23 protein-coding genes and 1 pseudogene are annotated in these 26197 nt (G+C 71.0%); 10 read left to right on the top strand and 14 right to left on the bottom strand.

Annotated features, from left to right (window positions below):
- Positions 1–70 precede the first annotated feature (70 nt).
- The 3 genes and pseudogenes from ACFQ7F_RS03915 to ACFQ7F_RS03905 form a co-directional block, all read right to left on the bottom strand.
- On the bottom strand, positions 71–682 hold the full coding sequence (locus tag ACFQ7F_RS03915) for a DUF4865 family protein (RefSeq protein ID WP_383265603.1): 612 nt from the start codon (positions 680–682) through the stop codon (positions 71–73).
- A 19-nt stretch (positions 683–701) separates the two neighbouring features.
- Positions 702–1099, bottom strand: a pseudogene (locus tag ACFQ7F_RS03910) (cupin domain-containing protein).
- An 89-nt stretch (positions 1100–1188) separates the two neighbouring features.
- The gene (locus tag ACFQ7F_RS03905; RefSeq protein WP_383265600.1) at positions 1189–1764 is read right to left on the bottom strand and encodes a TetR/AcrR family transcriptional regulator; all 576 of its coding nucleotides are present in this window, start codon (positions 1762–1764) and stop codon (positions 1189–1191) included.
- A gap of 285 nt (positions 1765–2049) precedes the next feature.
- On the opposite strand from ACFQ7F_RS03905, the gene ACFQ7F_RS03900 reads away from it, so the two are divergent.
- The 3 genes from ACFQ7F_RS03900 to ACFQ7F_RS03890 are packed head-to-tail and all read left to right on the top strand — an operon-like array spanning position 2050 to position 5725.
- On the top strand, positions 2050–2349 hold the full coding sequence (locus ACFQ7F_RS03900) for an SHOCT domain-containing protein (RefSeq protein WP_383265598.1): 300 nt from the start codon (positions 2050–2052) through the stop codon (positions 2347–2349).
- On the top strand, positions 2346–3158 hold the full coding sequence (locus ACFQ7F_RS03895) for an ABC transporter ATP-binding protein (protein ID WP_383265595.1): 813 nt from the start codon (positions 2346–2348) through the stop codon (positions 3156–3158). The genes ACFQ7F_RS03900 and ACFQ7F_RS03895 overlap by 4 nt, the downstream gene beginning before the upstream one ends.
- A 5-nt stretch (positions 3159–3163) precedes the next feature.
- Positions 3164–5725, top strand: coding sequence for an ABC transporter permease (locus tag ACFQ7F_RS03890; protein WP_383265711.1), 2562 nt, complete (start codon positions 3164–3166; stop codon positions 5723–5725).
- A gap of 38 nt (positions 5726–5763) precedes the next feature.
- Here the strand turns inward: ACFQ7F_RS03890 and ACFQ7F_RS03885 are convergent, their stop codons facing one another.
- Positions 5764–6303: an ATP-binding protein gene (locus ACFQ7F_RS03885; RefSeq protein ID WP_383265592.1), complete on the bottom strand. Its 540-nt coding sequence runs from the start codon at positions 6301–6303 to the stop codon at positions 5764–5766.
- Between the two features lie 203 nt (positions 6304–6506).
- The gene (locus tag ACFQ7F_RS03880) at positions 6507–6836 is read right to left on the bottom strand and encodes a hypothetical protein (protein WP_383265589.1); all 330 of its coding nucleotides are present in this window, start codon (positions 6834–6836) and stop codon (positions 6507–6509) included.
- A gap of 330 nt (positions 6837–7166) precedes the next feature.
- Here ACFQ7F_RS03880 and ACFQ7F_RS03875 point away from each other — a divergent pair, with 330 nt between their 5' ends.
- On the top strand, positions 7167–8261 hold the full coding sequence (locus tag ACFQ7F_RS03875) for a PLP-dependent cysteine synthase family protein (protein WP_383265708.1): 1095 nt from the start codon (positions 7167–7169) through the stop codon (positions 8259–8261).
- A 24-nt stretch (positions 8262–8285) separates the two neighbouring features.
- On the opposite strand, the gene ACFQ7F_RS03870 is transcribed toward ACFQ7F_RS03875, so the two are convergent.
- Both ACFQ7F_RS03870 and ACFQ7F_RS03865 read right to left on the bottom strand, forming a co-directional pair.
- Positions 8286–8774, bottom strand: coding sequence for an SRPBCC family protein (locus ACFQ7F_RS03870; RefSeq protein WP_383265586.1), 489 nt, complete (start codon positions 8772–8774; stop codon positions 8286–8288).
- A gap of 63 nt (positions 8775–8837) precedes the next feature.
- Positions 8838–9737, bottom strand: coding sequence for a DeoR/GlpR family DNA-binding transcription regulator (locus ACFQ7F_RS03865; RefSeq protein ID WP_383265584.1), 900 nt, complete (start codon positions 9735–9737; stop codon positions 8838–8840).
- A 236-nt stretch (positions 9738–9973) separates the two neighbouring features.
- Between ACFQ7F_RS03865 and ACFQ7F_RS03860 the strand changes: the two genes are divergently transcribed.
- A complete protein-coding gene (locus tag ACFQ7F_RS03860) occupies positions 9974–12343 on the top strand; it encodes a hypothetical protein (protein WP_383265581.1) in 2370 nt (789 codons plus the stop codon).
- On the opposite strand, the gene ACFQ7F_RS03855 is transcribed toward ACFQ7F_RS03860, so the two are convergent.
- The 4 genes from ACFQ7F_RS03855 to ACFQ7F_RS03840 all read right to left on the bottom strand — a co-directional run bounded on the left by ACFQ7F_RS03855 (position 12303) and on the right by ACFQ7F_RS03840 (position 16966).
- Positions 12303–14720, bottom strand: coding sequence for a right-handed parallel beta-helix repeat-containing protein (locus ACFQ7F_RS03855; RefSeq protein WP_383265578.1), 2418 nt, complete (start codon positions 14718–14720; stop codon positions 12303–12305). The two genes, ACFQ7F_RS03860 and ACFQ7F_RS03855, sit on opposite strands and share 41 nt — an antisense overlap.
- 186 nt (positions 14721–14906) lie before the next feature.
- Positions 14907–15512, bottom strand: a complete 606-nt coding sequence (locus ACFQ7F_RS03850; protein WP_383265577.1) for a hypothetical protein — start codon at positions 15510–15512, stop codon at positions 14907–14909.
- A gap of 151 nt (positions 15513–15663) precedes the next feature.
- Positions 15664–16488 (bottom strand): MOSC domain-containing protein, encoded by an 825-nt coding sequence (locus tag ACFQ7F_RS03845; RefSeq protein WP_383265574.1) that lies wholly within the window; start codon positions 16486–16488, stop codon positions 15664–15666.
- Positions 16489–16534: 46 nt separating this feature from the next.
- Complete coding sequence (locus ACFQ7F_RS03840; protein WP_383265572.1) at positions 16535–16966, bottom strand: DUF6643 family protein; 432 nt, start codon at positions 16964–16966, stop codon at positions 16535–16537.
- Between the two features lie 291 nt (positions 16967–17257).
- Between ACFQ7F_RS03840 and ACFQ7F_RS03835 the strand changes: the two genes are divergently transcribed.
- Positions 17258–18577: a TerD family protein gene (locus ACFQ7F_RS03835; RefSeq protein ID WP_383265705.1), complete on the top strand. Its 1320-nt coding sequence runs from the start codon at positions 17258–17260 to the stop codon at positions 18575–18577.
- A gap of 1 nt (position 18578) precedes the next feature.
- On the opposite strand, the gene ACFQ7F_RS03830 is transcribed toward ACFQ7F_RS03835, so the two are convergent.
- Positions 18579–19754, bottom strand: coding sequence for a glycosyltransferase (locus ACFQ7F_RS03830; protein WP_383265569.1), 1176 nt, complete (start codon positions 19752–19754; stop codon positions 18579–18581).
- Between the two features lie 58 nt (positions 19755–19812).
- Between ACFQ7F_RS03830 and ACFQ7F_RS03825 the strand changes: the two genes are divergently transcribed.
- Positions 19813–20598: a glutamate racemase gene (locus tag ACFQ7F_RS03825; RefSeq protein ID WP_383265566.1), complete on the top strand. Its 786-nt coding sequence runs from the start codon at positions 19813–19815 to the stop codon at positions 20596–20598.
- Between the two features lie 80 nt (positions 20599–20678).
- Positions 20679–21233, top strand: coding sequence for a hypothetical protein (locus ACFQ7F_RS03820; RefSeq protein WP_383265563.1), 555 nt, complete (start codon positions 20679–20681; stop codon positions 21231–21233).
- Here ACFQ7F_RS03820 and ACFQ7F_RS03815 read toward each other — a convergent pair.
- Complete coding sequence (locus ACFQ7F_RS03815; protein WP_383265560.1) at positions 21190–22257, bottom strand: O-antigen ligase family protein; 1068 nt, start codon at positions 22255–22257, stop codon at positions 21190–21192. The two genes, ACFQ7F_RS03820 and ACFQ7F_RS03815, sit on opposite strands and share 44 nt — an antisense overlap.
- A gap of 245 nt (positions 22258–22502) precedes the next feature.
- Here ACFQ7F_RS03815 and lnt point away from each other — a divergent pair, with 245 nt between their 5' ends.
- Entirely contained in the window at positions 22503–24119 is a 1617-nt protein-coding gene (lnt, locus tag ACFQ7F_RS03810; protein ID WP_383265557.1) for an apolipoprotein N-acyltransferase, read from the top strand.
- A gap of 10 nt (positions 24120–24129) precedes the next feature.
- The gene (locus tag ACFQ7F_RS03805; RefSeq protein ID WP_383265554.1) at positions 24130–24603 is read left to right on the top strand and encodes an NUDIX domain-containing protein; all 474 of its coding nucleotides are present in this window, start codon (positions 24130–24132) and stop codon (positions 24601–24603) included.
- Positions 24604–24630: 27 nt separating this feature from the next.
- On the opposite strand, the gene ACFQ7F_RS03800 is transcribed toward ACFQ7F_RS03805, so the two are convergent.
- Positions 24631–26193 carry a GMC family oxidoreductase gene (locus tag ACFQ7F_RS03800; protein ID WP_383265552.1) on the bottom strand — a complete coding sequence of 521 codons (1563 nt, stop codon included), beginning with the start codon at positions 26191–26193 and terminating at the stop codon, positions 24631–24633.
- Positions 26194–26197: the final 4 nt, after the last annotated feature.

The raw sequence follows: 26197 nt of genomic DNA, 5'->3' as shown, positions 1-26197 counted from the left end.
ACTGTGCGAACTGTGCGGAGAGTGTGGGCCGTCTGGGCCGCGCTGTCGCTGCGAGAGGCGTCCACTGTGCTCACCACTGCCGACCCGCCGGGAGCAGGGTCCGCTCCGGAGCGGACACATGCAGCACCTGGAACACGTCTCCCTGCCCCTTGGGGGATTCGTGGTCCCAGACGGAGAAGAGCAGCGCCTCCCATGTGCGCGGGTCAATGGCCGCCGCCGCGTAGATCGCACCTTCCCGCTGCACCAACTGACTCGTCTCGTCGGCTAGTTCTGCTGCCAGACCACCCAAGTGGGTGGCGGCAGGGACGCGTATGCGACGACGTATCGCGGACTTCGCAGACTTTGCGGATTTCGTCGCCTTCGAGGACGCGCCCGCCGCAGCCCCGTCCGCGAACGCCAGGCCCGTCCAGTGCTGCACCTGCGGTCGCCCGAAGTCGTCGACGATGCCCTGGAATCCGGGACCCCAGAGGAAGGAGTTCATTCCCTCGGGAGTGTTCCAGAGGTAGAACGGCGCGTACTGGTTCACGGGGGAGCCGTCGATGCCGCGCTCGCGGATCAGGTACGCCTTGGCGCCGAGGCCCGGACAGTCGTCCAGCAGGTGTCCCTTGGCTGCCACCCGCTCGCGGATGATGCCCATGTCGTAGTCGGCCGGAAGCGTGATCTCGTACTGCATCGCGTGCATGGTGGTTCGCTCCTCGAGCTCAGGCCGCCGGGTACTCGTCCGCGCTCACGTGCGCGTCCCAGTGTGTGGTCGTGCCGTCGTCCGTTGCCTCGACGACCGCCAGATGTGTCATGAAGGTGCGGGGTCCCGCGCCGTGCCAGTGCCATTCGTCCGGCTCGATCCAGATGGTGTCGCCCGCGCGGATCGTCTCCGCCTCGCCACCTTTGCGCTGCACAAGGCCCTCGCCCTCAAGGACGTGCAGGACCTGCCGTGCGGGTGGCGGTGCCAGGCGGTGTGCGCTCCCGGGGCGAAGTGGACGTTGAACATGCGCAGCCGGGAGGGGGACGGTGGCGCGGCGATCTCGTCCAGCCACACCGTGCCGGTGAAGTTCTCGGCGGGGCCCGCCTGGCTGTCCGGGCGATTGCGGGTGATGTGCACTGCTCTCCAAGTCCCATACGGAGAAGGGGGAAGTCTCTTACTGAGCGAGGCCCCTCTTACGAAGCGAAGCCTTTGCGAAGTGAAGCCTCTTACGAGGAGGGAGGGGTGGTGGCGGCAAACAGAAGCGCGAGCAAGCCTCGTACGCCGGTGTCGAAAGCCGCCGGTGACCCCGAGGCCCGGGCCAGTACGTAGCCGCCCTGGACCGTCGCGACGACCGTCGCCGCGATCGCCCGCGCGTCGAGCGTGGGCGCGAACTCGCCCCGGTCCTGGCCCTCTTCGACGATCCCGGCGATCCGGCCCCGCAGCCAGTCGAGCGTCTCGGTGACGGGCGCGCGCAGCTCGTCGCTCGCGATGACGTCCGGGTCCATCGTCAGCCGCCCGACCGGGCAGCCGCGCAGTACGTCGCGCTCGCGCAGCAGGTACGCCTCGATGCGTTCGTACGCCGATCCGGTGCCGCCGAGGACGCCATCGGCCGTGGCGCGCAGTTCGTCCGCCGTACGCCGGATCGCGGCGAGCGCGAGGTCGGGTTTCCCCGCGAAGTGGTGGTACATGCTGCCTTGCCCGGCGCCCGCGTGCTGCTGGATCGCCTTGGGGCTCGTGCCGACGTAGCCGCGCTCCCACAGCAGTTCGCGGGTGGACTCGATCAGACGCTCCGGGGTGCTCATGAACGTACTGTACATACTAGTAGGTACAGAGGTCTAGGCGGCGGCGCCTGCCGGTGCCGGACGCCGCCCCGACCTGGCCCGATCCCGATCCCGACCCCGCCGGGAGCAGCCCCGCAGCCTCCACGTACTCCCGGCGTGGTACTCGCACTGCCGCTGGCCGTACGACGACCGGGACCCCCTCGGAGCGCGAGTCTCAAGGCATCGCTCAAGGCATCGCTCAAGACGTCGCTCAACTGCAGGCGTCGCTCAAGGAACCGCAGACATCGCTCCGAGGAGATGGACACCATGAACACCCTGGCTCACTTCGACGGCGGGCCCGGCCCGTGGATCCTGTTCTTCCCGCTCGTCTGGGCCGCCGTAGTGATCGGCGGCATCACCCTCCTGCGCCGCACCGTGTGGCGGGGCCGCCGCGCACCGTGGCAACGGGACGGCGCCGAGCGGAACGTACGCATCGACGAGAAGTCCCCCATCGCCGTGCTCGGCCGTCGCTTCGCCTCCGGCGAGATCGACGAGGACGAGTACTGGCGGCGGCTGTCCGTCCTGAACGAGGAGTTCGGCCGCACCTCCAAGGGCGGTGCGGCATGACCGCCACGACCGGACGTGAACACCGCGGCACCACCACCCTCGACGCCGCCCGGGTCACCGGGGCCGTCAAGGTCTACGGCAGGGGCGACACCGCCGTACGGGCCCTGGACGGGGTGAGCGTCGGCTTTCCCGCCGGACGCTTCACCGCGATCATGGGCCCGTCGGGCTCGGGCAAGTCCACCCTGATGCACTGCGCCGCGGGCCTCGACACCCTCACCTCGGGCGCGGCCCACATCGGCGACACCGATCTCGGCACGCTCGACGACCGCCGCCTCACGCTGCTGCGCCGCGACCGCATCGGCTTCGTCTTCCAGGCCTTCAACCTGGTGCCGACGCTGACCGTGGCCGAGAACATCACGCTCCCGATGGACCTCGCGGGCAAGCGCGGCGACGGAGCGTCGGCGGAGTGGACCGACGCCCTCATCGATGTGGTCGGGCTGCGCGACCGCCTCCACCACCGCCCCGCCGAGCTCTCCGGCGGACAGCAGCAACGCGTCGCCGTGGCACGGGCGTTCGCGGGCCGGCCCGATGTCGTCTTCGCCGACGAACCGACCGGGAACCTCGACTCGCGCTCCGGCGATGAAGTCCTGCGGCTCCTCGGCCGAGCGGTGCGGCAGATGGACCGCACCGTCGTCATGGTCACTCACGACCCGGTGGCCGCCGCCCACGCCGACGAGGTCGTCTTCCTGGCCGACGGCCGTCTGGTGGACCGGATGGCCGACCCGACCGCCGACAAGGTCCTCGACCGGCTCAAGGCCTTCGACGCGAAGGCCCCGGCCACACCCGGTACCGAGGGAGCACCGTCATGAGTTCCCTGAGCGCGTCCGCGCGCATCAGCCTCTCCTCGCTGCGCGGCCACAAGCGACGCTTCGCCGGTACGTTCCTTGCGGTCATGCTCGGTGTCGCCTTCCTGGCGGGCACGCTCGTCATGGGCGACACCTTGCGCGGCAGCTTCGACACGATGTTCGGCAACGCGACGAGCGGCACCGACGCCGTAGTACGCAGCGCCGACACCATCACCACCCCCGACGACAGCCAGGGCACCCGGCAGCCCGTCAAGACCTCGCTCGTCGAGAAGATCGAGCAGACCGACGGCGTCGCCGCCGCCGCGCCCGCCATCCAGGGCGCGGGCCAGCTCCTCGGCAAGGACAAGGAGCCCATCGGCGGCGAAGGCCCGCCCACCCTCGCCGGCAACTGGATCGACGACAGCGAGCTGAACGCCTACCAGCTGGCCGAAGGCCGCACCCCCGCCAAGTCCGGCGAGGTCGTCATCAACCGGGGCGCCGCCGAAGCCGGCGACCTGAAGGTCGGTGACACGACCACGCTGCGCACCCCCGACCCCGTCAAGGTGACGATCGTGGGCCTGGCGACCTTCGGCGGCGAGGACGGCATGGCGCAGACGACCTTCACCGGCATGACACTGGCCGACGCGGAGAAGTACCTGACGCCGAAGCCCGGAGAGGCCGCGTCCATCCAGGTGCGGGCCGGGCCCGGCGTGAGCGAGCAGGAACTCGTCGACGCGCTGAGTCCCGTACTTCCCAAGGGAGTTGAGGCGATCACCGGCGAGGCGTCGGCGGCGGAGAACACCGACAACATCTCCGGCCAGTTCCTGACGCTCTTCACCGGCTTCCTGCTCGTCTTCTCCGGCGTCGCCCTCCTCGTCGCCACCTTCAGCATCCACAACACCTTCGCGATCGTCGTCGCCCAGCGCACCCGTGAGAACGCCCTCCTGCGCGCACTCGGCGCCTCGCGCCGACAAGTCGCCGTCTCCACCCTGGTCGAGGCGAGCGTGGTCGCCGTGGTGGCGTCCGCCGCGGGCCTCGCGGGCGGTATCGGGATCGCGGCCGGGCTGCAGGCTCTCTTCCCTGCCATCGGATTCCCTTTCCCCGAGGGCGACTTGGTGATCAGCGCCCTGTCGATGCTGCTTCCCCTGGCCGTCGGCATCGTGGTCTGCCTGGGCTCCGCCCTGCTGCCCGCCGTCCGCGCAGGGCGCACCGCACCCCTGGCCGCGCTGCGCGAGACGGCGGTCGACCACTCCGGAGCATCGCGCACACGCGCCATGGTGGGCACGGGCCTGGCGCTCGCCGCCGTGGGCCTCTCACTCACCGGAGTTCTCGTCAGCCCGTCCTTGTGGCTGGCAGGGGCCGGGGCGGTCCTCGCTCTCGCCGCGTTCGTCGTGCTCGGACCCGTCGCGTCCTCGCGGGCGGTACGCATTCTCGGCGGACCCCTCGACCGGCTGCGCGGCGTCACGGGCGGGCTCGCCAGGCGCAACGCCCTGCGCAGTCCCAAGCGGACCGCCGCCACCGCGAGCGCCCTGATGATCGGTGTCGCCGTCGTCTCGCTCTTCACGGTCTTCGGCGCCTCGCTGAAGGCGACCATGGACCAGACGGTGAACCGCTCCTTCGCCGGTGACCTGGCCATCAGCACCCCGGGCTTCGGCGCGGGCGGCAGCGGACTCAGCCCCGGGCTCGCGCCCGCGCTCGCCGAGTCGCCCGAGGTCGCGACCGCGGTCGGACTCGGCAAGGGAGCGGCAGAGGTCGACGGGGAAGGGCGCGCCCTGACCGTCACGGATCCGGTTCCCTTCGCCAAGTCCTTCGACCTCGGCAAGATCGACGGATCCCTCGACGACCTCGGCACCAACGGCATCGCGATCACGCGCACGGAGGCCGAGAAGCAGGACCTCAAGGTCGGCTCCCAGGCCGAACTCGCCTTCGCCGACGGCAAGAAGACCACCTTCACCGTCCGCGCGCTGTACGGCAGGTCGGAGCTCGCGGGGGACTACGTCATCACTCGCGAGGCCTGGGCGCCGCACCGCATGCAGGACGCCGACAGCCTCGTCTCCGTATCCCTCAAGGACGGGGTGAGCGCGGACGACGGCAAGGCCGCGGTCTCCAGGATCGCGCAGGAGTACGGCAATCCGGATGTGCAGACCCGTGATGAGTACGCGCAGTCCGCCGCGGGCGGCATCGACATGATGCTCACGCTGGTCTACGCCCTGCTCGCGCTCGCCGTCCTGATCGCCCTGCTCGGTATCGCCAACACGCTGACCCTCGCGATCCACGAACGGACCCGTGAGCTGGGCCTGCTGCGTGCCGTCGGACAGACCAGGGCGCAGCTGCGGGCCATGGTCCGCTGGGAGTCGGTGCTCGTCGCGGCCTTCGGCACGGCCGGTGGTATCGCGCTCGGCGGCTTCCTCGGCTGGGTGCTCGTCAAGGCCGCTGACGGCGCGACGAGCAGTGCCTTCGCGTTCGCCGTGCCGCCCGTGCAGCTGACGGTGGTCGTCCTGGTGGGCCTGGCGGCGGGAGCCCTCGCGGGTCTGCGTCCGGCACGACGGGCCGCACGCCTGGACGTGCTGCGTGCGATCGCCACCGAGTGACGTAGGACGCCCGCTCCGCGGAGCCTGTCACCGCCCGGTCAGCCGACAACGGCCGACCGGGCGGGAGCATGTCCGGGCGCGTGCCCGTCGGTGAGGGCATGCGACCCGACGCCGAGTTCCGCGAAGGGGCCCTCCGTGGCCGCGCCGTACGCCGGGAACGTGGACGGCAGTGCGACGGCGGACAAAGGGGCCGGGAGGGTGAACCAGACGACTTTGCCCGCGTCACCGTGGGGGCGTACCCCCCAGCTCTCGCTGACCGCGGCGACCATGGCGAGCCCGCGGCCACAGGTCGCGAACGGATCCGCGTCGTGCACCTCGGGAAGGCGGGGGTCGTGGTCGTGCACGGAGACCGTGAGGCGGTCGAGCAGCAGCTCGATCTCCACGGTGCACACCTTGTCCGGCTGTGCGTGCCGGTGCACGTTGGTCAGGAGCTCGGTCACGCCGAGCGCGGCCTGGTCTATCAAGGGATCGAGATGCCAGTAGCGCAACTGCGCCGATACGATTCTGCGGACCTGGCCGATCCTCGACGGCAGGGCCTGAAGCTCTACCGTGCAATACCTGCTTGGCTGGCTGATCACGGGTGCGACTCCCCGAATTGCGGTCCGGAAGAAGGCGACGATCGGATCCAGCAGCGGCCGCGGGGTCTGCCGGCTGCTGTTCGTAGCCGGCGGGCTGGTTCGCAGCGTCATCGCCGGTGAACCCAGAGTGATGTGAAACCAGAATGACTCAGGGGGTGCGGGCATGCAACTCGCGCCGCACCTGCCGGGAGCGGGTGGGCCCCTCAGGCGCGTGCCCTGTGGCCTCCGGCCCTGCGTACCGCGTCGATGAACCTGCGTACCGTGGGTGGCCCCGACTTGCCCGGGGCGGGATCATGATCGGCGAGGGTGAGTCGATAGCGCGTGCCGTTCAGTTCGGCGAGGGCCCGGTCGTCGGCGGCGAACCATGGCTTGCCGGCCCGCACGCTCTGGACCGGGGCGCTGTCGATCTCCCGGCCGTAACTGGTCAGGAGCTCGAACCTGCCGTCGGTGATGCGGATTTGACCCGCCCGGGTGAGGGAGCGTAGCCGTCGTCCGATCTGCACGCCTGTGGCCGTGAAATCCGGCTCCGCCATGACGTTCCGCCCCCTTGAGCGATTCGGTTGGTCGTTCCGTACGAGACCGCCGTCCCGTGCGGTGCAGTCTGCACGCACCTGGCGGCGAGCACCAGTGCGTATGAAGACGTGGTCACAAATGGACGCCTTCCACTATCCAGTGTGCCTTGCCGATGTTTCAGCCGTCTGAGCCAGGTGTGCCTTTGAGGTGCTCAAAGGTGTGTTTATGCAGGTGAGAAGCGTGCGGAAGGTGCATATGATCGAGGCTTCCGGCCCGCTCGGAGCGCGGCCGGGTTGACGCCAAGGAGCCGCGCGGTGAGCACCACACAGCAGGAACAAGCCGATGAACCGATGGCCACACTCGACGTGGACCGCAGCGACGCGGAGTACCGGGTCTGGCTCAAAGAAGCCGTACGCAAGGTCCAGGCCGACGCCAACCGTTCCGCCGACACACACCTGCTGCGCTTCCCGCTGCCGGAGCACTGGGGCATCGACCTGTATCTCAAGGACGAGTCCACCCACCCGACCGGCAGCCTCAAGCACCGTCTGGCCCGCTCGCTCTTCCTCTACGGGCTCTGCAACGGCTGGATCCGGCCAGGGCGGCCGGTCATCGAGGCGTCCAGCGGCTCGACAGCCGTCTCCGAGGCGTACTTCGCGAAGCTGATCGGGGTGCCCTTCATCGCGGTGATGCCCCGCACGACCAGTGCCGAGAAGTGCCGTCTGATCGAATTCCACGGCGGCCGATGTCATTTTGTGGACGACTCGCGCACGATCTACGCCGAATCGGCCGCCCTGGCCGTCGAGACCGGCGGCCACTACATGGACCAGTTCACCTACGCGGAGCGGGCCACGGACTGGCGCGGCAACAACAACATCGCCGAATCGATCTACCAGCAGATGAAGCTGGAGCGCTATCCGGAACCCGCGTGGATCGTCGCCACGGCGGGCACGGGCGGCACGTCGGCGACCATTGCCCGCTACGTCCACTACATGCAGTACGACACCCGGCTCTGTGTCGCCGACCCGGAGAACTCGTGCTTCTTCGACGGCTGGACCCACCACGACCCGGACGCCACCAGCGACTGCGGCTCCCGCATCGAGGGCATCGGCAGGCCCCGGATGGAGCCGAGCTTCGTACCCGGTGCGATCGACCGCATGATGAAGGTGCCGGACGCGGCGAGCGTCGCCGCCGTACGTGCCCTGGAGGAGGCGATCGGCCGCAAGGCGGGTGGCTCCACCGGAACCGGACTGTGGAGTTCCTTGAAGATCGTCGCCGAGATGGTGGCCGAGGGCCGCACGGGCAGCGTCGTCACGCTCCTCTGCGACCCGGGTGACCGCTATCTGGACAAGTACTACTCGGACGCGTGGCTGGCCGGACAGGGTCTGGACATCACGGCGTACGCGGCTTCGATCAAGACGCTCCTCGCGACCGGCACCTGGAGCTAGCAGCGCTCAACTCCGGTGCGGGGCTCAGGCGTTGGTCGCGGCCAGACGTCGGTCGAGGTTCGTGACGGCATCGCGGAAGGCCCGGCCCATGCCCGCCCTGCCGAGCTTCAGGGTGAAGCGGAAGAGTGCCGCGCCGTCCGCGGCGAACGTCCACTGCACGCGGGTGCCTGTACCGGCCGGGGTGAGCCGCCACTCCTCGAGGAGGGCGCGCAGGCCCGGAGCGTTCGACTCGTCGACGCGATAGGCGTACCGCTCTGCCGGGTCGGCGGCCACGATCGTCTCCCAGAAGCGGGTGCCGCCCTTGAGCCTGACCTCGCGGCCCTTGCCGCCGTCCGGGCCGTCGATGGGTCGGCACAGCGTGACCGCCGTGAACCACTCGGGCCAGTCGGTCATGTCGTCGGCGAGAGCGCGGTACACGGTCTCCGGAGGTGCGCTCACCTCACGGGCGAAGACCAGACGCAATGGAGCGGACTCGGTGAACTCGAGCCCCACGGGCCTCAGTCGGCGTGCCATCTAGCTCAGCCCCCAGCGGAATCGGGTGGTTGAACGGCCACCGTCACCATAGCTGGCGGGCCGTCAGATGTCTGCGGTGCTCCCGGCGTTCTCCGCCTGCCCGATGCTCTCGCCGTGCTCGTCCTGTTCGCCCGGCCCCGGCCCCGGCTCATCGGGCTCGCCGGTGACCACCAGGCGCCGTAGATGCTCGGCGATCTCTCCCCGCGCCTCCGCGGGCAGTCCGGCATCCGTCACGAGGGTGTCGACCTGCTCCAGGGTGGCGAACGAACTCAGGCCCACCGTGCCCCACTTGGTGTGGTCGGCGACCACGATGACCCGGCGCGCCGAGTGCACAAGACGCCGGTTGGTCTCCGCCTCCGCGAGATTCGGCGTGGACAGACCGGCCTCCGCCGATATGCCGTGCACACCCAGGAACAGCACATCGAAGTGCAGCGCGTCGATCGCCTGGTCGGCGACCGGGCCCACCAACGAGTCCGACGGGGTGCGCACCCCGCCCGTGAGGACCACGGTGGCCGCACCCTGACGCCGCCCCGAGGTGCGCTGCGCGGAGTGGAAGACATCCGCGACCCGCACCGAGTTCGTCACCACCGTCAGGTCCGGCACATCCAGAAGATGGTGGGCAAGGGCATACGTCGTCGTGCCGCCGGAGAGCGCGATCGCCGTGCCCGGCGCCACCAGGGAGGCCGCGGTGCGCGCGATGTCCTCCTTGGCGTTGAGCTCCAGACCCGACTTGGCCTCGAACCCCGGCTCGTGCGTGCTCGCCTCGACCACCGGGACGGCGCCGCCGTGCACCTTCTCCAGGACGCCCTGGCGGGCGAGGGCGTCGAGGTCGCGGCGGATCGTCATGTCCGACACACCCAGCTTGCGGGTCAGTTCATTGACACGGACCCCGCCCCGGCGGCGTACCTCGTCGAGGATCAAGGCGCGGCGCTGCTCCGCGAGGAGGTTCTGATTCTCACTCACGTCCGTCACGGCCCTTCTGCCTCGTCACACCCGTCACACGCGTCGCGCCCGTCAAATGCGCTGCCTCATCCTCGCATGCGCCCATGACAGGCGGCCCACCGCCCGAGACCGTGCGTTCACCCGGAACGGGGAGATTACGTGATGACGGGTGTGGACGGGGCCGTCAGCGGAGAGCCTTCTTCCCTGACCAAGCGCATATTCGGGGGAGTACGCGCGTCTTCGGGGGAAGCGGAACAGTGGCAGCTGACAGCAGAGAAGAGACGGCTCTCGAACTCCTCGTCCACGGAGTCGGGGGCACCACGCCCGAGAGGATGCTGGGCGATCCGAGCACCGTGCGGATCTCCGGTGACGACACGGCGGCGGTATTCCGCCGTGCCGAGGACGCCGACGCCGAGAAGCGTCCGGACGACTACCGGGGCAAGCCGGTCCCCGAGGCGTACGTCTGGTGCAATCTGACCTCCGGGAACGGCTCGCGGGCCCTGTGGCTCCTGCTCCTTCCGTTCATGGTGGTCAACCTCGCCCACTGGATGCGTCCCACATCGCGACGCATGAAGAAGACAGTTCGTACGTACGGCCTCCTGGTGCGCCTCATCGGACTCACCCTCACCGTCCTGCTCGTCGCCGCCGCCTGCGAGGTCGCCATCGACCTGACGGCCTGGCAGTGCGCGGGCACCCCCGAGTGCGCCGCCGAGCGCTCCTGGCTCGGCTTCCTCGCCCCTGACGCCTCCGGGCACGGCGGCTGGTGGAGCCAGCCGGGGCGCCGCCTCGCACTCGCCGCGCTGGTCCCCGCCGCGCTCACCGGACTGCTCTGGTACCTCTCGCAGCGCACCTGGAGCGCGTACGAATCCCAGACGCCGCTGCCCCACCAGGCCGACCCCGAGGAGGACGCCGGGCGAACCGGCGCGCTCGGCAGGCCCGGTTTCTGGTACGGGCGCCGCCTTGTGGCCCGGCTGCGGGCCGCGCACACCGCCGCGGGATTCCTGACGGTTGCCGCAGCGGTCGGCACATCGGCCGCGCGCCACGACCGGAGCTCCGGCGGGTCCGCACTGCTCGACGCCCTCGGCTGGATCCTCGATGTGACGCTCGTCCTTGGCGGGGCCATCGTCGTCCTCGTGGTGTGGCGCAGGGGCCGCAGCGAGAACAAGCTCGACCAGCACCTCGACGAGAAGCTGATCCACCGACTGCCCCTGGGCGCGCTCGGCCTGCTCGTCCTGACCCTCCTGTACGCCGGATGGTCACGCCCCGACTGGACTTCTGAGGGCAGGCTGCCGGGCAACGCGACCTTCGGCGGCATCGCCCTGGTCCAAGGGCTCCTGGTCATCACCCTCGCGGTCGTCGCCCGCGCGCTCTACCGCACGGCCCCCGACCCCCGCACCGCGCTGCGGGGCTTCGCGGGACCCGCCGTCGCCATGCTGTCCTGCGCGCTCGGCGGGGTGATGTCGGGAGGCGGCGCCCAGCGCGTCGCCGACTGGCTCGACGGCGCGGGGGCGCCCGGCTCAGGCGGCACCATCGACGGCCCGCCCGTGCTGCTCACCTGGCAGGCGTCAGTGATCCCGCCCCTCCTCGTGGTCGTCGCGGCACTCTGCGGCTGGCTCGGCGTCCGCACCTGGCAGCGGGCCCGCCGCGACCGGCCGAACGTGCCGCGCGAGTACCCGGGCGAGCCCAAGGACGAGGCACGCAGCCGCCGCATCGCGGGCACACGCGCGCGGGCCGCCCTCACCGACCGGGCACCGCTGCTCGTGGGCATCACCTCAGGGGTGACGCTGCTGCTCGGCGCGGGGGCGCTCGTCGGCGCCTGGGTGAGCGAGGAAGTGCCCAGCGAAGCCGCGCAGGGCTTGCCGCTCTTCTTCGAAGGAGCCGCCGAGACCTCGCAGGCACTGGGCTCCTGGCTGATCGGCTTCGGCTTCATACTGTTCGTGACCTGGGGCCGCCGCGCCTATCGCGACCCCTCCGCACGCCGCACCATCGGCATCCTGTGGGACGTCGGCACGTTCTGGCCCCGCGCCGCCCACCCCTTCGCCCCGCCCTGCTACGCCGAGCGCGCGGTCCCCGACCTCACCTGGCGCATGCACACCTGGACCCGGGCGACGCGCGCCACGGGCGGCAGGCTCGTCATCTCCGGACACTCCCAGGGCAGTGTCCTGGCCGCCGCAGCCGCCTGGCAGCTGTGGCCCTCCGTCCGCAAGAGGGTCGCCCTCCTCACGTACGGCTCACCTCTGGAGCGTCTCTACGGCCGCTGGTTCCCGGCCCACTTCGGCCCGGCCGCCCTCAGCTCACTGCACCGCGAGGTCGACTGCTGGCGCAACCTGTACCGCACCACCGACCCGATCGGCGGCCCCGTCCGGGTGGAGCCCGACGGCGACGGACCGCGGGTCGACCACGACGCCCTCAAGGACCCCCTGGTCTACGGCCGCACGGCGGAACACCCGCTGCCCGCACCGATCCTGGGCCACTCCGACTACCAGGCCGACCCGGCTTTCGCCGAGGAGCGCGCCCGGCTCCTTGCCCGGCTCAAGCCCGCCGTACCCGCCCCGCGCCCACAGACCGCCGAACCCGCCGAGACGGTCACGGCAGCTCTGGCAGATCTTCCGGATACAGCAGGGTGAGGTCGTCCGTGCTGGGCTCCTCGAACTGCGCGACGCGCCCCGCGTGCCGCTCCACCATCGCTTCGAACGTCTGGCGCGCGGTGCGGCCGTTGCCGAACGCGGGACCCTTCGGAAGCGCCGTGAAGTACTTCAGGAGGGCCTCGCCCGTCCCCGTGTCGAGGCGGTACTCGTGCTCCTCGGCCTGCTGCTCGACGATGTGGAGCAGCTCCTCGGGGGCGTAGTCCCCGAAGGTGATGGTCCGTGAGAAGCGCGACGCCACACCGGGATTGACGGAAAGGAACCGCTTCATCTCCGCCGTGTATCCCGCGACGATCACCACCACCGCCTCGCGGTGGTCCTCCATCAGCTTCACCAGCGTGTCGATGGCCTCCCGGCCGAAGTCACGCCCGGAGTCCTCGGGCGAGAGCGCATACGCCTCGTCGATGAACAGCACACCGCCGCGCGCCCGGTCGAACGCCTCCTGCGTGCGGATCGCCGTCGACCCGATGTGCTCGCCCACCAGGTCGACCCGGGACACCTCGACGAGATGCCCGCTCTGCAGGACGCCGAGCGATGCCAGGATCTCGCCGTAGAGCCGCGCCACGGTCGTCTTGCCGGTGCCGGGGGAGCCGGTGAACACCAGATGGCGGCGCGCGGACGCGGCCTTGAGCCCCGCGAGCTGCCTGCGCCGCCCGACCTCGATCATGTCGGTGAGGGCGCGCACCTCGCGCTTGACGCTGTCCAGGCCGACCAGCTTGTCGAGTTCACCGAGCACGTCCTTCGACGAGCGGGACGGCGGCTCGGGGGCCGGGTTCTTCTCGGCTGCCGGGTCCGTGACGCGCTGCCCGGGAATCGCGCCGAGCAGGCCGACGGACTGCGTGGCCGTCTGCGGGGCGGAATCCTGCGCCGCGGCCACCGCGCCCCGCACTCCGCCGCTCTCGTCGCTGGTGCAGTCCTCGACGAGCGGCCCGTCCTCGGCGAACTCGAAGCCGCCGCGCGCGCACCGCTCGGTGCGGCACTTCTTCAGCGTCGTACGACATCCGTCTATGACGTGGAAGCCGTAGCCTCCGCTGTCGGTCACCCGGCAGCCGTGCAGGCTGCCGCGGCCGCCCGCCGAGACGTAGAAGCCGGCCTCCGCGGGCGAAGTGACCGTGCAGCGCTCGATGGTGGGGTCGGCGCCCTTGGTGACGATGACGCCGGTCTGTACGCCGTCGACCGTGCAGTTGGCCAGGGTGCCGCCGCTGCCGTGGTCGCGGAACCACGCGCCGGTGGCGGCCTCGCGGATGCGGCAGTCGTCCAGCTGCGCCGTCGCGCCGTCGCTCACGGACACCGCCGTGTTGCGCACCTGGGAGAGATCGCTGTCGACGACGTCGGCGCGCGAGCCGCGGTCCAGGACGAACAGCGCGTCCGGCACGTCGTGCACCCGGCACGACTCCAGGACGGCGGTCGCCCCGTCGCTGACCCACACCGCGGGGTAGTCGCCCGTGCTGTCGTGGATCTCGCACTGGTTGGCGTCCACGCGCGTGCCCGGGTCCCACACCGAAAGGCCGTTGCGCCCGAACTGGCGCACGGTGGAACGCGTCAGGGTGAGCACCGAGCGGGAACGCAGATCGATCGCGTTCTCCGGGATGTCGTGGATCCGGCAGTCGGCGAGCGTGAGCACGGCGTCCGTGTCGAGCGTGACGCCGTCCGACGTCGTGCGGTGCACGTCGCAGTCCGTCAGATGGGCCGCGGCCCGCGCGGTGATCTGCACGCCCGAGCCCTTGACCTCGTACACCTCGCAGCCGATCGCCTCGAGCCCCGAGTGCTCACCGGTCACCGAGAGGCCGGCGCCGGACGCGTGATGCACCCGGCAGCGCTCGAGGCGGGGGTGCGCGCCGCCGCGCACGGCGATGCCCGACTGCCCGGCCGAGACGATCTCGCACTCCTCGAAGACACCGCCCCCGCCGTCGAGCACGGCGATACCGATGCCGCCGGGGTTGTCGACCGTGCAGCGCCGCACGGTCGGGCGGGCTCCGCCGCGCACCTCTATGCCGGACGCGGAACGCGTCACCACGCGTACGTCGATGAGTTCCGGCGCCCCGTCCTCGACGAGCAGCGCGGGCGCCGCCGAGTCCTGCCCCTCGACATGCAGGCCCTGCACCACGGCGGACGACCGGACGGTGAGCGGGACCCCGTCGGAGGGCGCGATGCGCACGGAGCCGGGGGAGCCCTCCGGGCCGCGCAGCGTCACCGCCCGCTGGACGACGAGGTTCTCGCGGTACGTGCCGGGGGCGATGGTGAGCACGTCCCCGTCGCTCGCGGCCTCCAAGGCGGCAGCGAGCGATGTGTAGTCGCCCGTGCGGCGCCGCCATCGCGAGGTGCCGGTATGCGTCACCTGGACCGTGCCCTGTGCCATGGAGTTGCTCTGCCCCCACCTGGTCGTACGCGGGACCTCACGACCTCGCGCAAGGCGCCGAAGAGTTCGGCCGGTCCACCGTAGCGCGCGCGGCGAGGGCGAGTTGACCCGATCGCCAGGCTCTCACCTGGTCATCGCCGGTCTCTCACCGGCCCCGGAAGTGGTATCGACAGCGGTATCGGCGGCTCAGGAGCCGGTGCCGGTCCGTCCCCAGTCAGGCCCCGCCTTGTCCCAGGCCTGGTCCCAGCGGTCGTACCGGCGCAGGACGATCCGCCAGACGACGACGCGCCTTGCCCCCTCGACGAGTCCGGCGGCCGCGAGGGCGACACCGAATCCGGCAAGGGTCGCATGTGTGGTCGCGGTCGCGTCGTCCAGCGGGCGGCCGACCACCCGGCCCTGCTCGTCCGTCCAGAGCCGGAAGCGGTCGCCCCGGTCGGGGGACTGGAGGTCGGCGAGGACCGCGCCGGAGTGCGCCGTGCCGTCCGGGGCCGTCCAGGTGGCGAGCACACGGCTGTGTCTGTCACGCGCGGACGACGTCTCGGGATCGGGGTCGACCGGGGGCCTCGAGAGCTTCCTGACCACTGTCCCGGCGACTTCGTGACGCACCTCGTGCTGCTCCCGCACCGACTGCCGCAGGGCGTCCTGCGCCAGACCGCCGATCGCGAATCCGGCCAGCGGCGCCGCGACGGCGATGAGCAGCACGGCCGCGCAGGCCACCCAGGCCTCGACGAGGTCGGTCTTCCGGCGCAGCGGATTGTGCCGCCAGCGCCAGAGCCCGACGAGTGCTCGCACAGTCCTGCACCCCCTTCCGCGTCCGTCTTAACCGCGAACGGCACGGCCCACGCGTCGGCGGGAAGAAGAGAGAGGGAAATCACCCTTCTCATCCCTGCTCAATCCTACTCAACGACCGGGCCCGGCCTTCGAGTTCCCCGAGCCGGGGCCTTCAATCGAGGACGGTGAACGGGTCACCGATCCGGACCGATCCGGTCGTTTCCGGCACCAGATTCTGACCGAAGACCAGCTGGTCGCCGAAGCGGCGGTGCTTGGCGAGCGTCCGCAGCGGTTCCTTGCCGCGCTCGGCGCTGCGCTGGTCGGTGGTGGTCACGACGCAGCGACCGCACTTCTTGGCCACCCGGAAGGTGACGTCGCCGATCGCGATGCGCGACCAGTCGTCCTCGGCCCAGGGCGCCGTCCCGTCCACGACCACATTCGGCCGGAAACGGTTCATGGGGAGCGGCCCCTCGTCGGAGTGATCGCCCTGGGCGATGAGCGAGTTCAGGGCGTCGAGGGAGGAGAGCGTGGTGAGAAGCAGCGGAAACCCGTCGGCGAAGGAGACGGTCTCGCCGTCCTTGGCGTACGCGGGGTCGATGGGCCGCCGGGTCGCGGGGTCGTCGAGGTGGACGAGCCGGACGTCCATGTCGAGATAGGCGCTGAACCACGTGTGCGCCGCCGCGTCGGCGGGTTCGGCCTCGACCCGGTTCTTCCAGATTTCCACCGTGACGGTCTCGCCGGAGGGCGGCACGGCGACCGTCAGCGGTTCGCGGCCGGGCGCGGAAATGCGTATGCCGCCGCCGGGCAGGAGCTCGGCGGCGGCCAACGCAAGGCTCGGATGCGGCCGTTGCGTGATGACCCGTCCCTCGCCGTCGATCAGCACCCACCGTCGGTCACCCGCGAGTCCCCAGGGCTCGACGACGGCCTCACGCGAAGCGTGTCCCCCGACCGCCTTGAGCGGGTAGAAGTGGATCGAGTGCAGCGCTGGATTCGGCATGCCGCCATCCTGCCAGCAGCCACTGACAGGGAGGCGTGCGGGCGAATCAGTAGCCGCGGTAGGGGCGGTTGTACGGATCCTCGTACGTCGCCGGGGCGGGGCGGGGCGACGCGGGGCGCATGGCCTCGTAGCCCGTTCCGGCCGGGGGGCGGTGTTGCTGCTGTTGCTGCTGGGGCCCCGGGTAGCCGCGCGGCGGCGAAGGCTGCTGCGGGATGTACGGCGCGGGCGCCTGCTGCAGCGGTGCGGGCTGCTGCGCGTAGCCGTACGCGGGGTTGTGGTGCGAAGGGGCGGGTGGCAGTGCGGCGATCGGGGCCTGGAGCGCGGGCAGGTGGCTACCCGTGTCGTACGCGGAAGGGACCCGGATCGGGGCGATCTGAGGAGTACCCCGCTCGGCGACAAGGGAGTCGTAGATCGGAGTGTCCGGGAAGGACGGCGCGGAGTAGTAACCGCCGCCATAGGTGGAGCGGGGGGAGGTCATGACACATAAGTTAAGCCCTTGATGTGCTGGTTGGGGAGACCGATAAGAGGGTTGTTTTACGCGTCGGTAGTGACTTGGCTTCCCCAATGTGAGCGAACTTGGGAGAAATCGGTCGCAAGACGGCGTATAGATCGTGTAAAAGCCGCGCTCCGTCCGGGTTACCGGCGGTTGACGCGTGGTTGACGGGACGGCTGTGCGAGGGGTGTCGGCGGCGGGCGTGGGCCTCTCGGGGATCCGGGTAATAGGTTGGTCATGAACGGGACGGCGGCCCGGCCGGACGTGGCGACTGCGATGGGGGCGGACATGACAATGCCTAAAGGTTCGAATGTTCCTGTGCCGGCACCTGCCGTGCGCGTCGAATTGGGGTGGACCGCGGGAGCAGGTGTGCCGGACGCCGACGCGTCGGCTCTGCTCCTTGCCGCTTCCGGGAAGGTCCGCTCGGACGACGACTTCGTCTTCTACAACCAGGCGGTCCACTCCTCGGGCGCGGTGCGCCACGAGGGCAAGAAGACCGACGCCGGCCGGGTGAGCGACGCGCTCGTGGTGGACCTCGCGCGCGTGGAGCCCGCCATCGAGACCGTGGTGCTCGCGGCTTCGACGGACGGCGGCGTCTTCGGACAGGTCCCCGGACTCTTCATCCGGGTCGTCGACGCGGCGAGCGGCGCCGAGATCGCGCGCTACGACAGCGAGGACGCGACCGTGGAGACGGCGTTCGTCCTGGGCGAGCTCTACCGCCGCCAGGGCGCGTGGAAGTTCCGCGCCGTCGGACAGGGCTACAGCAGCGGACTCCAGGGTCTGGCCACGGATTACGGGATCTCGGTGGACGAGCCGCAGCAGGCGCCGCCGCCTCCCGCACCGGCCGCGGTGCAGCCCCCCGCGGCTCCGGTGGCCCCGGCAGCTCCGGCGGCCCCCGTCCAGGCCCCGCCGCCGCCCGCCCAGGCTCCCGCTGCCGCGTCCGCCGCCGGCCAGCCCGTGCGCCTGAGCAAAGTCACGCTCACCAAGGACGCGCCGTCCGTCTCGCTGACCAAGCAGGGCGGCACATCCGGGGCGATGCGCGTGAACCTCAACTGGGAGGTGCGCAAGCAGTTCAAGGGCTGGGCCAGCAAGCTCGGCCGGGCCGTGGCGATGCACGCGGACCTCGACCTGGACCTGTGCGCCCTGTACGAACTGGCCGACGGACGCAAGGGCGTCGTCCAGGCCCTCGGCAACGCCTTCGGCTCCCTTGACCAGGCCCCGTACCTGCTGCTCGACGGCGACGACCGCACCGGCGCCGTGGCCAGCGGCGAGAACCTCACGGTCAACCTCGACCACATCAAGGACTTCAAGCGCATCGTCATCTTCGTGACGATCTACGAAGGCGCACGCAGCTTCGCCGACCTGGCCGCCACAGTGACCCTGCAGCCGCAGCACGGCGCCTCCATCGACTTCTCGCTCGACGAGTGCACGGTGCCCTCCACGGTGTGCGCGCTCGCGCTGCTCACGAACAACAACGGCGATCTCTTCGTCCAGCGCGAGGCCCGCTACCTGGTGCCCGAGCGCGGCGTGAGCCCGCAGCGCACCATCGACTACGCGTACGGCTGGGGCATGAACTGGACGCCCGGCAGGAAGTGATTCAGCGCTGCTCGGGAGCGGGATCGGGGCGGGCGTACGTCCGCCCCTTCCACGCGGCTCCGCGCCCCCTGTAGTGCTGCACCGCCGAATCCACCGTCATGAGGAGATAGAGGAACGCGGTGAACGGCAGGAGGGGAGCGAGCCAGAGCGTCTGCCGGTAGTAGCGCAGCATCGGGATGTACGTGGCCGTCATCACGAGCCACGCGAGCCCACCGAGCAGGGCGGGCGCCGCGTGGCCGGTGACCAGACCGAAGACCAGCGCGACCGGGGGCGCCAGATAGATCAGGGTGAGCCCCAGGACCGTACCGAGCAGGACCAGGGGACTGTGCCGCAGCTGGGCGTAGGCGCTGCGCGAGACCATCCGCCATAGATCGCCGAGCCCGGGGTAGGGGCGCACGCTGTCGACGCGCTCCGCGAGCCCCAGCCAGATGTGGCCGCCCGAGCGCTTCACCGCCCTGGCAAGCGACACGTCGTCGATCACCGCGTGCCGGATGGAGTCCGGGATCCCCGCGCGTTCGGCGGCCTCCGCGCTCACCAGGACACATCCGCCGGCGGCCGCGGCCGTGCGCGAGCCCTTCTTGGCGATCCACCGGAACGGATACAGCTGCGCGAAGAAGTACACGAACGCCGGGACGACGAGCCGCTCCCACCTGCTCGCGACGCGCAGCCGGGCCATCAGCGAGACAAGGTCGAATCCGGCCGTCTCCGCCGCCGCGACCAACTCCCGCAGACTGTCCGGCTCATGGGCGATGTCCGCGTCGGTGAGCAGCAGATACCGGGGCCCACGCGCGCGTGCCAGGTCGATGCCGTGCCGCACGGCCCAGAGCTTGCCGGTCCAGCCCGGCGGCGGCTCACCCGGTGAACCGACGGTCAGCGGCAGGCCGCCGTGCCGGTCGGCGAGCGCGCGGGCCAGCTGCCCCGTGCCGTCCGAACTCCCGTCGTCGACAAGGAAGATCTCGGCCTGCCCGGGGTAGTCCTGGGCAAGCAGCGAGGGAAGGCTCTCGGGCAGCACGGCGGCCTCGTCACGGGCCGGGACGACGACGCAGACCGAGGGCCAGGTCTCCGGTTCGCCGCGGGGCGGCAGACGCAGGTCCGTGCGCCAGAAGAAACCCTGTCCCAACAGCAGCCACAGCCAGGCGACAAGAGATCCGGCGGCGGTCCACACAACGGCGCTCATCCGCCGCAGTCTGCCCCACGGCACCGGGCGCCGGAGGCCGATCGACTATGGTGACCGGGTGAAGATCGCGCTCATCGACTCCGGTATCGGCCTGCTCCCCGCCGCGGTGGCGGTACGTCGCCTGCGGCCGGACGCCGATCTCGTCCTGTCGTCGGACCCCGACGGACTGCCCTGGGGCCCGCGCTCGGCCGAGGACGTCATCCAGCGCTCGCTCTCCATCGCCGAGGCGGCCGCCGCCCACCACCCCGACGCGCTGATCGTGGCCTGCAACACCTCGTCCGTGCGCGCCCTGCCCGCCCTGCGCGCCCGGTTCGAACCGGACCTGCCCATCATCGGGACCGTACCGGCGATCAAGCCGGCCGCGGCCGGCGGCGGCCCCATCGCCATCTGGGCCACTCCCGCCACCACCGGAAGCCCCTACCAGCGCGGCCTCATCGAGGAGTTCGCCGGCGGTGTCGGCGTCACGGAGGTGCCCTGCCCCGGCCTCGCGGACGCCGTGCAGTACGCCGACGAGGCCGCCATCGACAGGGCGGTCGCCGCCGCGGCGGCCCTCACCCCGCGCGATGTAAGGGCCGTCGTCCTGGGCTGCACCCATTACGAACTGGTCGGGGAACGCATCCGCGCGGCCCTCCAGCAGCCCGATCTTCCGCCCCTCGTCCTGCACGGCTCCGCCGGAGCGGTCGCCGCCCAGGCGCTGCGCAGGACCGGAGAGCTCCCCGGCCCGGGCACCGGCACGGAAGGCGGCCTGACGGTGATCCTGAGCGGTCGCGCCGCCGAGCTGCCCGTCGCCGCCCACACGTACGCCGAAGGCAGGCAGCTCGCGGCGGTCAGTCCCGCGCGCTGAGTCCGTAGAACACGCCTCCCGGAACGGTAACGCTCTGCGACGCGATGCCTTCCCAGCGGAACGTGAGTAGTCTCGGACGCATGAGGGACCACACTCACGGCGAGCGGGGCAGCACAGCCGACGCCCCGCCGGAAGTCTGGACCGGTAGCGCGACCAACCGCGTGCAGTGGCTGCTGGCGCTCGCCGGTGCCCTCTGCCTGGCACTGGGGATCGAGCTGGCCGTCGACAACATGTGGACGTCCGGGATCGCGGCCCTGGCCATGTCCGTCGTGGGGTGCATCGCCGCCGGACTTCTGATCCTGTTCGGCACTCTCGCCTTCGTCCATGTCGCCGTGAAGGTCGACAAAGACTCCCTGGAAGTGCGCTGCGGACACATCGGCCTGCCGCGCCGCCGCATCCTTCTCTCCCACGTGGTGGGCGCCGACTTCGCGCAGGTCGTCTGCCCCAGGCAGTGGGGCGGCTGGGGCTACCGCTCGCGGCCCGAGCTCGGTACCGCCGTCGTGGTCAGGCGTGGCGAGGGCCTGGTGCTCAGCCTGGGCGACGGCCGCAAGTTCACGGTCACCGTCGACGACGCCGAAGCGGCCGTAAAGATCATTCGCGATCGGCTGTCCTTGGCGAAGCGTCCGGCGACCTGACCTGCGCCGGTTCGTCGCCCAGCGGTCGCGCCGTGGCGATGCCCGCCACATAGCCCGCGCCCGTCGTCACCGCCGTGACGCTCAGCGCGTTGCCGACCGAGGCGACGGCGGCCAGTGCCGTCAGGGCCGCACCCGCCGACAGGACGACCTGGGTGGAGCGCGGCGAGCGGTACAGGGCGTACAGCAGCCAGCAGAACACCGCCGCGAGAAGGACCACGCCCGTCAGGCCCTGCTCGGCCGCCTGCTGCAACGGCGCCGAATGGGGCCTGCCGTCCGTGAGGAGATTCTCGGCCACCGTGGGACTGGCGTCCGCGAACCGGCCCGGGCCCACGCCGAGCGCCGGTTCCCGGCCCGCGAGCGCGAGCGCGTCGTGCCACAGCTCGACCCGGTGCCCGTCGAGCTGGCCCTCCAGGGACGCGCTCAGCCCCTCCGGAAGTACGTCATCGGCGATCGCCCAGGTCAGGCCGGCCACCACCGCCGTGGCCATGGCGAGGCCGATGAGGCCGACGACCCTGCCCCGCACCAGGGCGGTCGCCAGTGAACAGAGCAGGATCCCGGTGCACGCGATGACACCGGCCATTGAGCCGAGCACCACGGCGGCCACCACGATCCCCACGGCGAGCAGGCGCATCGCGAGCCGCGTCGAGGGCCTGCGCGCCGCCCACGCCGCACTGCAGGCAGCCCCCGATGCCAGGATCAGGAGTGCGGCCGCGGCGCCGGTGTGGCCGAGCGGGGCCGCGCTGACGGGACCCGGTGAAAGGTACGGGGCCGCCGCCGCGAGACCGATTCCGGCCAGCGCACCGGCACAGGGCGCGGCGACCGGCAGCAGCGCGCCGCAGATCCGCCCGCCCGCGTACCCCGCGGCCACGGCGAGCACCGCCAGGAGCACACCCTCGGGCTGACCGCCGTGCACCCCGGCGCTGATCAAGGTCCAGGCGGCGCACACGCCGAGCAGCGCGACGCCCGTCGCGTCGGACGCGCTGCGCCGTTCGTACGCCCCCGGTGGCTCGGCCGTCGCGGCCATCCCCGTTGTCCCCACCCCGTCGCCCCCCGCTGTGTGACGGGCCCCGAACGCTGTGGCTCGATCCGGCCGCAGGTCAGAGACTTGGGCACACCGTAGTCGCTGAAGTGTGAGATGTGGACGTTTTGCGCAGGAACGATCCGTCAATCACCTGGACATCGCCGGGGCATCGCCGGGACGGAACCTCCGGCGGCGGACGGGCACGACCGTCCTGTCCGTGTCCACGTGACGCGCCGTACACTCCCCGAGTGACCGCCACCACCACCTCCGTAGACGAGTCGGAGCAGCTCGGACCGCGTCCCGCGCCCGCCTCGCGCAAGGCCCGCGTCCTGCGAGCGCTCGTCCCGGCCGCCACGGCGGCACTCTCCGGAGTGCTCCTGTACGTCAGCTTTCCGCCACGCACCTTGTGGTGGCTGGCCCTGCCCGCCTTCGCGGTGTTCGCCTGGTGCCTGCACGGCCGCAGCTGGAAAGCGGGCCTCGGTCTCGGCTATCTCTTCGGCCTAGGCTTCCTGCTTCCGCTCCTGGTGTGGACCGGAGTGGAGGTCGGCCCGGGGCCCTGGCTGGCGCTCGCCGCCATCGAGGCGATGTTCGTCGCCCTCGTGGGAGCGGGCATCACCGCCGTCTCACGGCTGCCCGGCTTTCCGTTCTGGGCGGCGGCCCTCTGGACCGCGGGTGAGGCGGCACGCGCGCGCGTGCCGTTCAGCGGATTCCCCTGGGGGAAGATCGCCTTCGGCCAGGCGGACGGCGTCTTCCTGCCCCTCGCCGCGCTCGGCGGCACTCCCGTCCTCGGGTTCGCGGTCGTCCTGTGCGGCTTCGGCCTGTACGAGATCGTCCGTCAGGTGCGCGGCGTCCGTGACCCGCACAGCACCGGCACCGTACGCCGTGGCGCGGCGGCAGCTGCCCTGCTCAGCGTGGTCGTCCCGGTCGTCGGGGCCTTCGCCGCGCGTCCGCTGGTCAGTGACGACGCCGAGGACGGCACCGCGACCGTCGCGGCCATCCAGGGCAACGTCCCGCAGGCGGGCCTGGAGTTCAACGCCCAGCGCCGCGCCGTGCTCGACCACCATGTGCGCGAGACCGAACGGCTCGCGGACCGGGTGAAGGCGGGCAAGGCGAAGCAGCCGGACTTCGTCCTGTGGCCGGAGAACTCCTCCGACATCGACCCGTTCACCAACCCCGACGCCCACGCGGCGATCGAGCGCGCGGTCAAGGCGATCGGCGCCCCCATCTCGGTGGGCGGAGTCGTCGAGACCAAGGACGGCAAGCTCTTCAACGAGCAGATCCTGTGGGACCCGAAGAAGGGCCCCACGGACACCTACGACAAGCGGCAGATCCAGCCCTTCGGCGAGTACATCCCGCTGCGTTCCGTCGTCGGCTTCTTCAGCAGCGACGTCGGCATGGTGCGCCAGGACTTCAGCCGCGGCACGGAGCCCGGTGTCTTCACCATGGCGGGCACGAAGGTGGGCCTCGCCACCTGCTACGAAGCCGCCTTCGACTGGGCCGTGCGCGACACCGTCACGCACGGCGCGCAGCTCATCTCGGTGCCGAGCAACAACGCGACGTTCGACCGCAGCGAGATGACGTACCAGCAGCTGGCCATGTCGCGGATCCGCGCCGTCGAGCACAGCCGCACCGTCACCGTCCCGGTGACCAGCGGTGTCAGCGCGATCATCATGCCGGACGGCCGGGTCTCCCAGAAGACGAAGTGGTTCACCGCCGACTCACTCGTCGAGGAGGTGCCGCTGCGTTCCTCGCAGACCCCGGCCACCCGGTTCGGCACCCTGCCCGAGGGCATCCTCGTGCTGATCGCCGCCGGTGGTCTCGCCTGGGCGGTGACGGGCGCCGTACGGGCCAAGCGCGCCCGTTAGGGTCGACTGCATGGCCACACCTGACTTCATCCACACGATCCGGGCCGACGCGGGCCACCAGTTGCTGTGGCTCCCCGGGGTCACCGCCATCGTCTTCGACGACGAGGGCAGAGTGCTCCTCGGCCGGCGCTCCGACAACGGCAAGTGGTCGGTCATCGGCGGTATGCCGGACCCGGGGGAGCAGCCCGCCGCGTGTGCCGTGCGCGAGGTGTTCGAGGAGACCGCGGTGCACTGTGTGCCCGAGCGCGTGGTGCTCGTCGAGGCCCTTGAGCCGGTGACGTACCCCAACGGCGACATCTGCCAGTTCATGGACATCACCCTGCGCTGCCGTGCCGTCGGCGGCGAGGCCAGGGTCAATGACGACGAGTCGCTCGACGTGGGCTGGTTCGCCCTTGACCAGCTGCCCGACCTGCACGAGTTCGGCCTCTTCCGGATCAAGCAGGCCATGGCGGAGGAGCAGCCGACGTGGTTCGACCGGACGTGATCCCCGGCGCGGCCCGCGTCGCCCGGCTCAGGTCGCCTTGAGCATGTCCGCGCACTTCTCGCCGATCATCATCGTCGTGATGCACGGGTTGACCGCGGGCAGGAACGGCATGACCGACGCGTCGGCGACGCGCAGGCCGGTGACGCCCTTGACGCGCAGTTCGGGGTCGAGCGGTGAGTCCGCGTCGTCGCTCGCGCCCATCCGCACGGTGCCCGCCGGGTGGTAGACGGTGTTGTGGGTCTGGCGGATGTAGGCGAACAGTTCGTCGTCGGTCGTGGCGTCGGGTCCTGGAGCGAGTTCGGCGCCCGCCCAGCCCGCCATCGGGGCCTGCGCCGCGATCTCGCGGGCGAGCCGGAGCCCGTACGTCATCACGCGGACGTCGTGGGCGTCGGTGAAGTAGCGCGGGTCGACCTTCGGCTTGTCCCGGAAGTCGCGGGTGCGCAGCCGCACCGTGCCCATCGAGCGGGCCCGGGTGACGTTCGGGGTGAGGCAGAAGGCGTTGTCGGTGGTCGGATAGCCGCGCCGGTAGGTGTTCATGTCGAAGGGCACCGAGCCGTAGTGGAACATCAGGTCCGGGCGGTCGAGGCCCGGCTCGGTGTCCGCGAAGATGCCGATCTCCCACCACTGGGTGGAGGAGGTGACCATCGGCTGTTTCGCCTCCCACATGATCACGCCCTCGGGGTGGTCCTGGAGATGGGCGCCGACTCCGGGGGAGTCCACCCGCACGTCCACACCGCACTCCCGCAGATGCCCTGCGGGACCGATCCCCGACAGCATCAGGAGCTTCGGCGAGTCGATGGCCCCGCAGGACACGATCACCTCGCGGCGCGCCGTGACGCTGCCGCTGTGAACGGTGTCGGGCTCCAGGTACTCGACGCCCGTACAGCGCTGCCCCTCGTCGAAAAGCAGCCGCTTGGCCTGCAGTCCCGTACGCACCTCGAGGTTGGGCCGCTTGCCGAGGATCGGGTGCAGATACGACACCGAGGCGGACGAACGGGTGCCGTCCGGGCGCGAGTTGATCTGGAACCAGTGGGCGCCGCGCTTCACCGTCGTACCGGTGTTGAACGGAGTGGTGGGGATGCCCGCCGCCGCGCACGCCTCCAACAGGGCCGATCCGCAAGGGTCGTTCGGCGGGACGCTCATGATGTTCACCGGGCCCGAGCGGCCGTGGTGGTCGCCGGGCGCGTCGTTGGTCTCAAGGCGCTGGTAGAGGGGGAAGCAGTCCGCGGCGCTCCAGCCCGTGCAGCCCAGGGAGCCCCACTCGTCGAGGTCCTCGGCGGGGGCCCAGAAAGCGATGCAGGAGTTGTGCGACGAGCAGCCGCCGAGCACCTTGGCGCGGGCGTGCCGCATGAAGCTGTTGCCGTTCTCCTGCGGCTCCACCGGATAGTCCCAGTCGTAACCGGACTCCAACAGGGCCATCCACTTGGTCAGTTGGAGGATGTTGTCGTCGCCGACGTCCGAGGGTCCGGCCTCAAGCACGCAGACGGTCACGTCCGGGTCCTCGGTCAGCCGCGCGGCGACGACGGCGCCTGCCGTGCCGCCGCCGACCACCACGTAGTCGAACTCGGCCTTGGGACTCTCTGCGGGCATGGTG

This window comes from Streptomyces sp. NPDC056486 (assembly GCF_042795295.1).
GTDB lineage: Bacteria > Actinomycetota > Actinomycetes > Streptomycetales > Streptomycetaceae > Streptomyces.
Note: the sequence above shows the minus strand (reverse complement) of the source record. Positions and strands in the feature narration are given on the sequence as shown.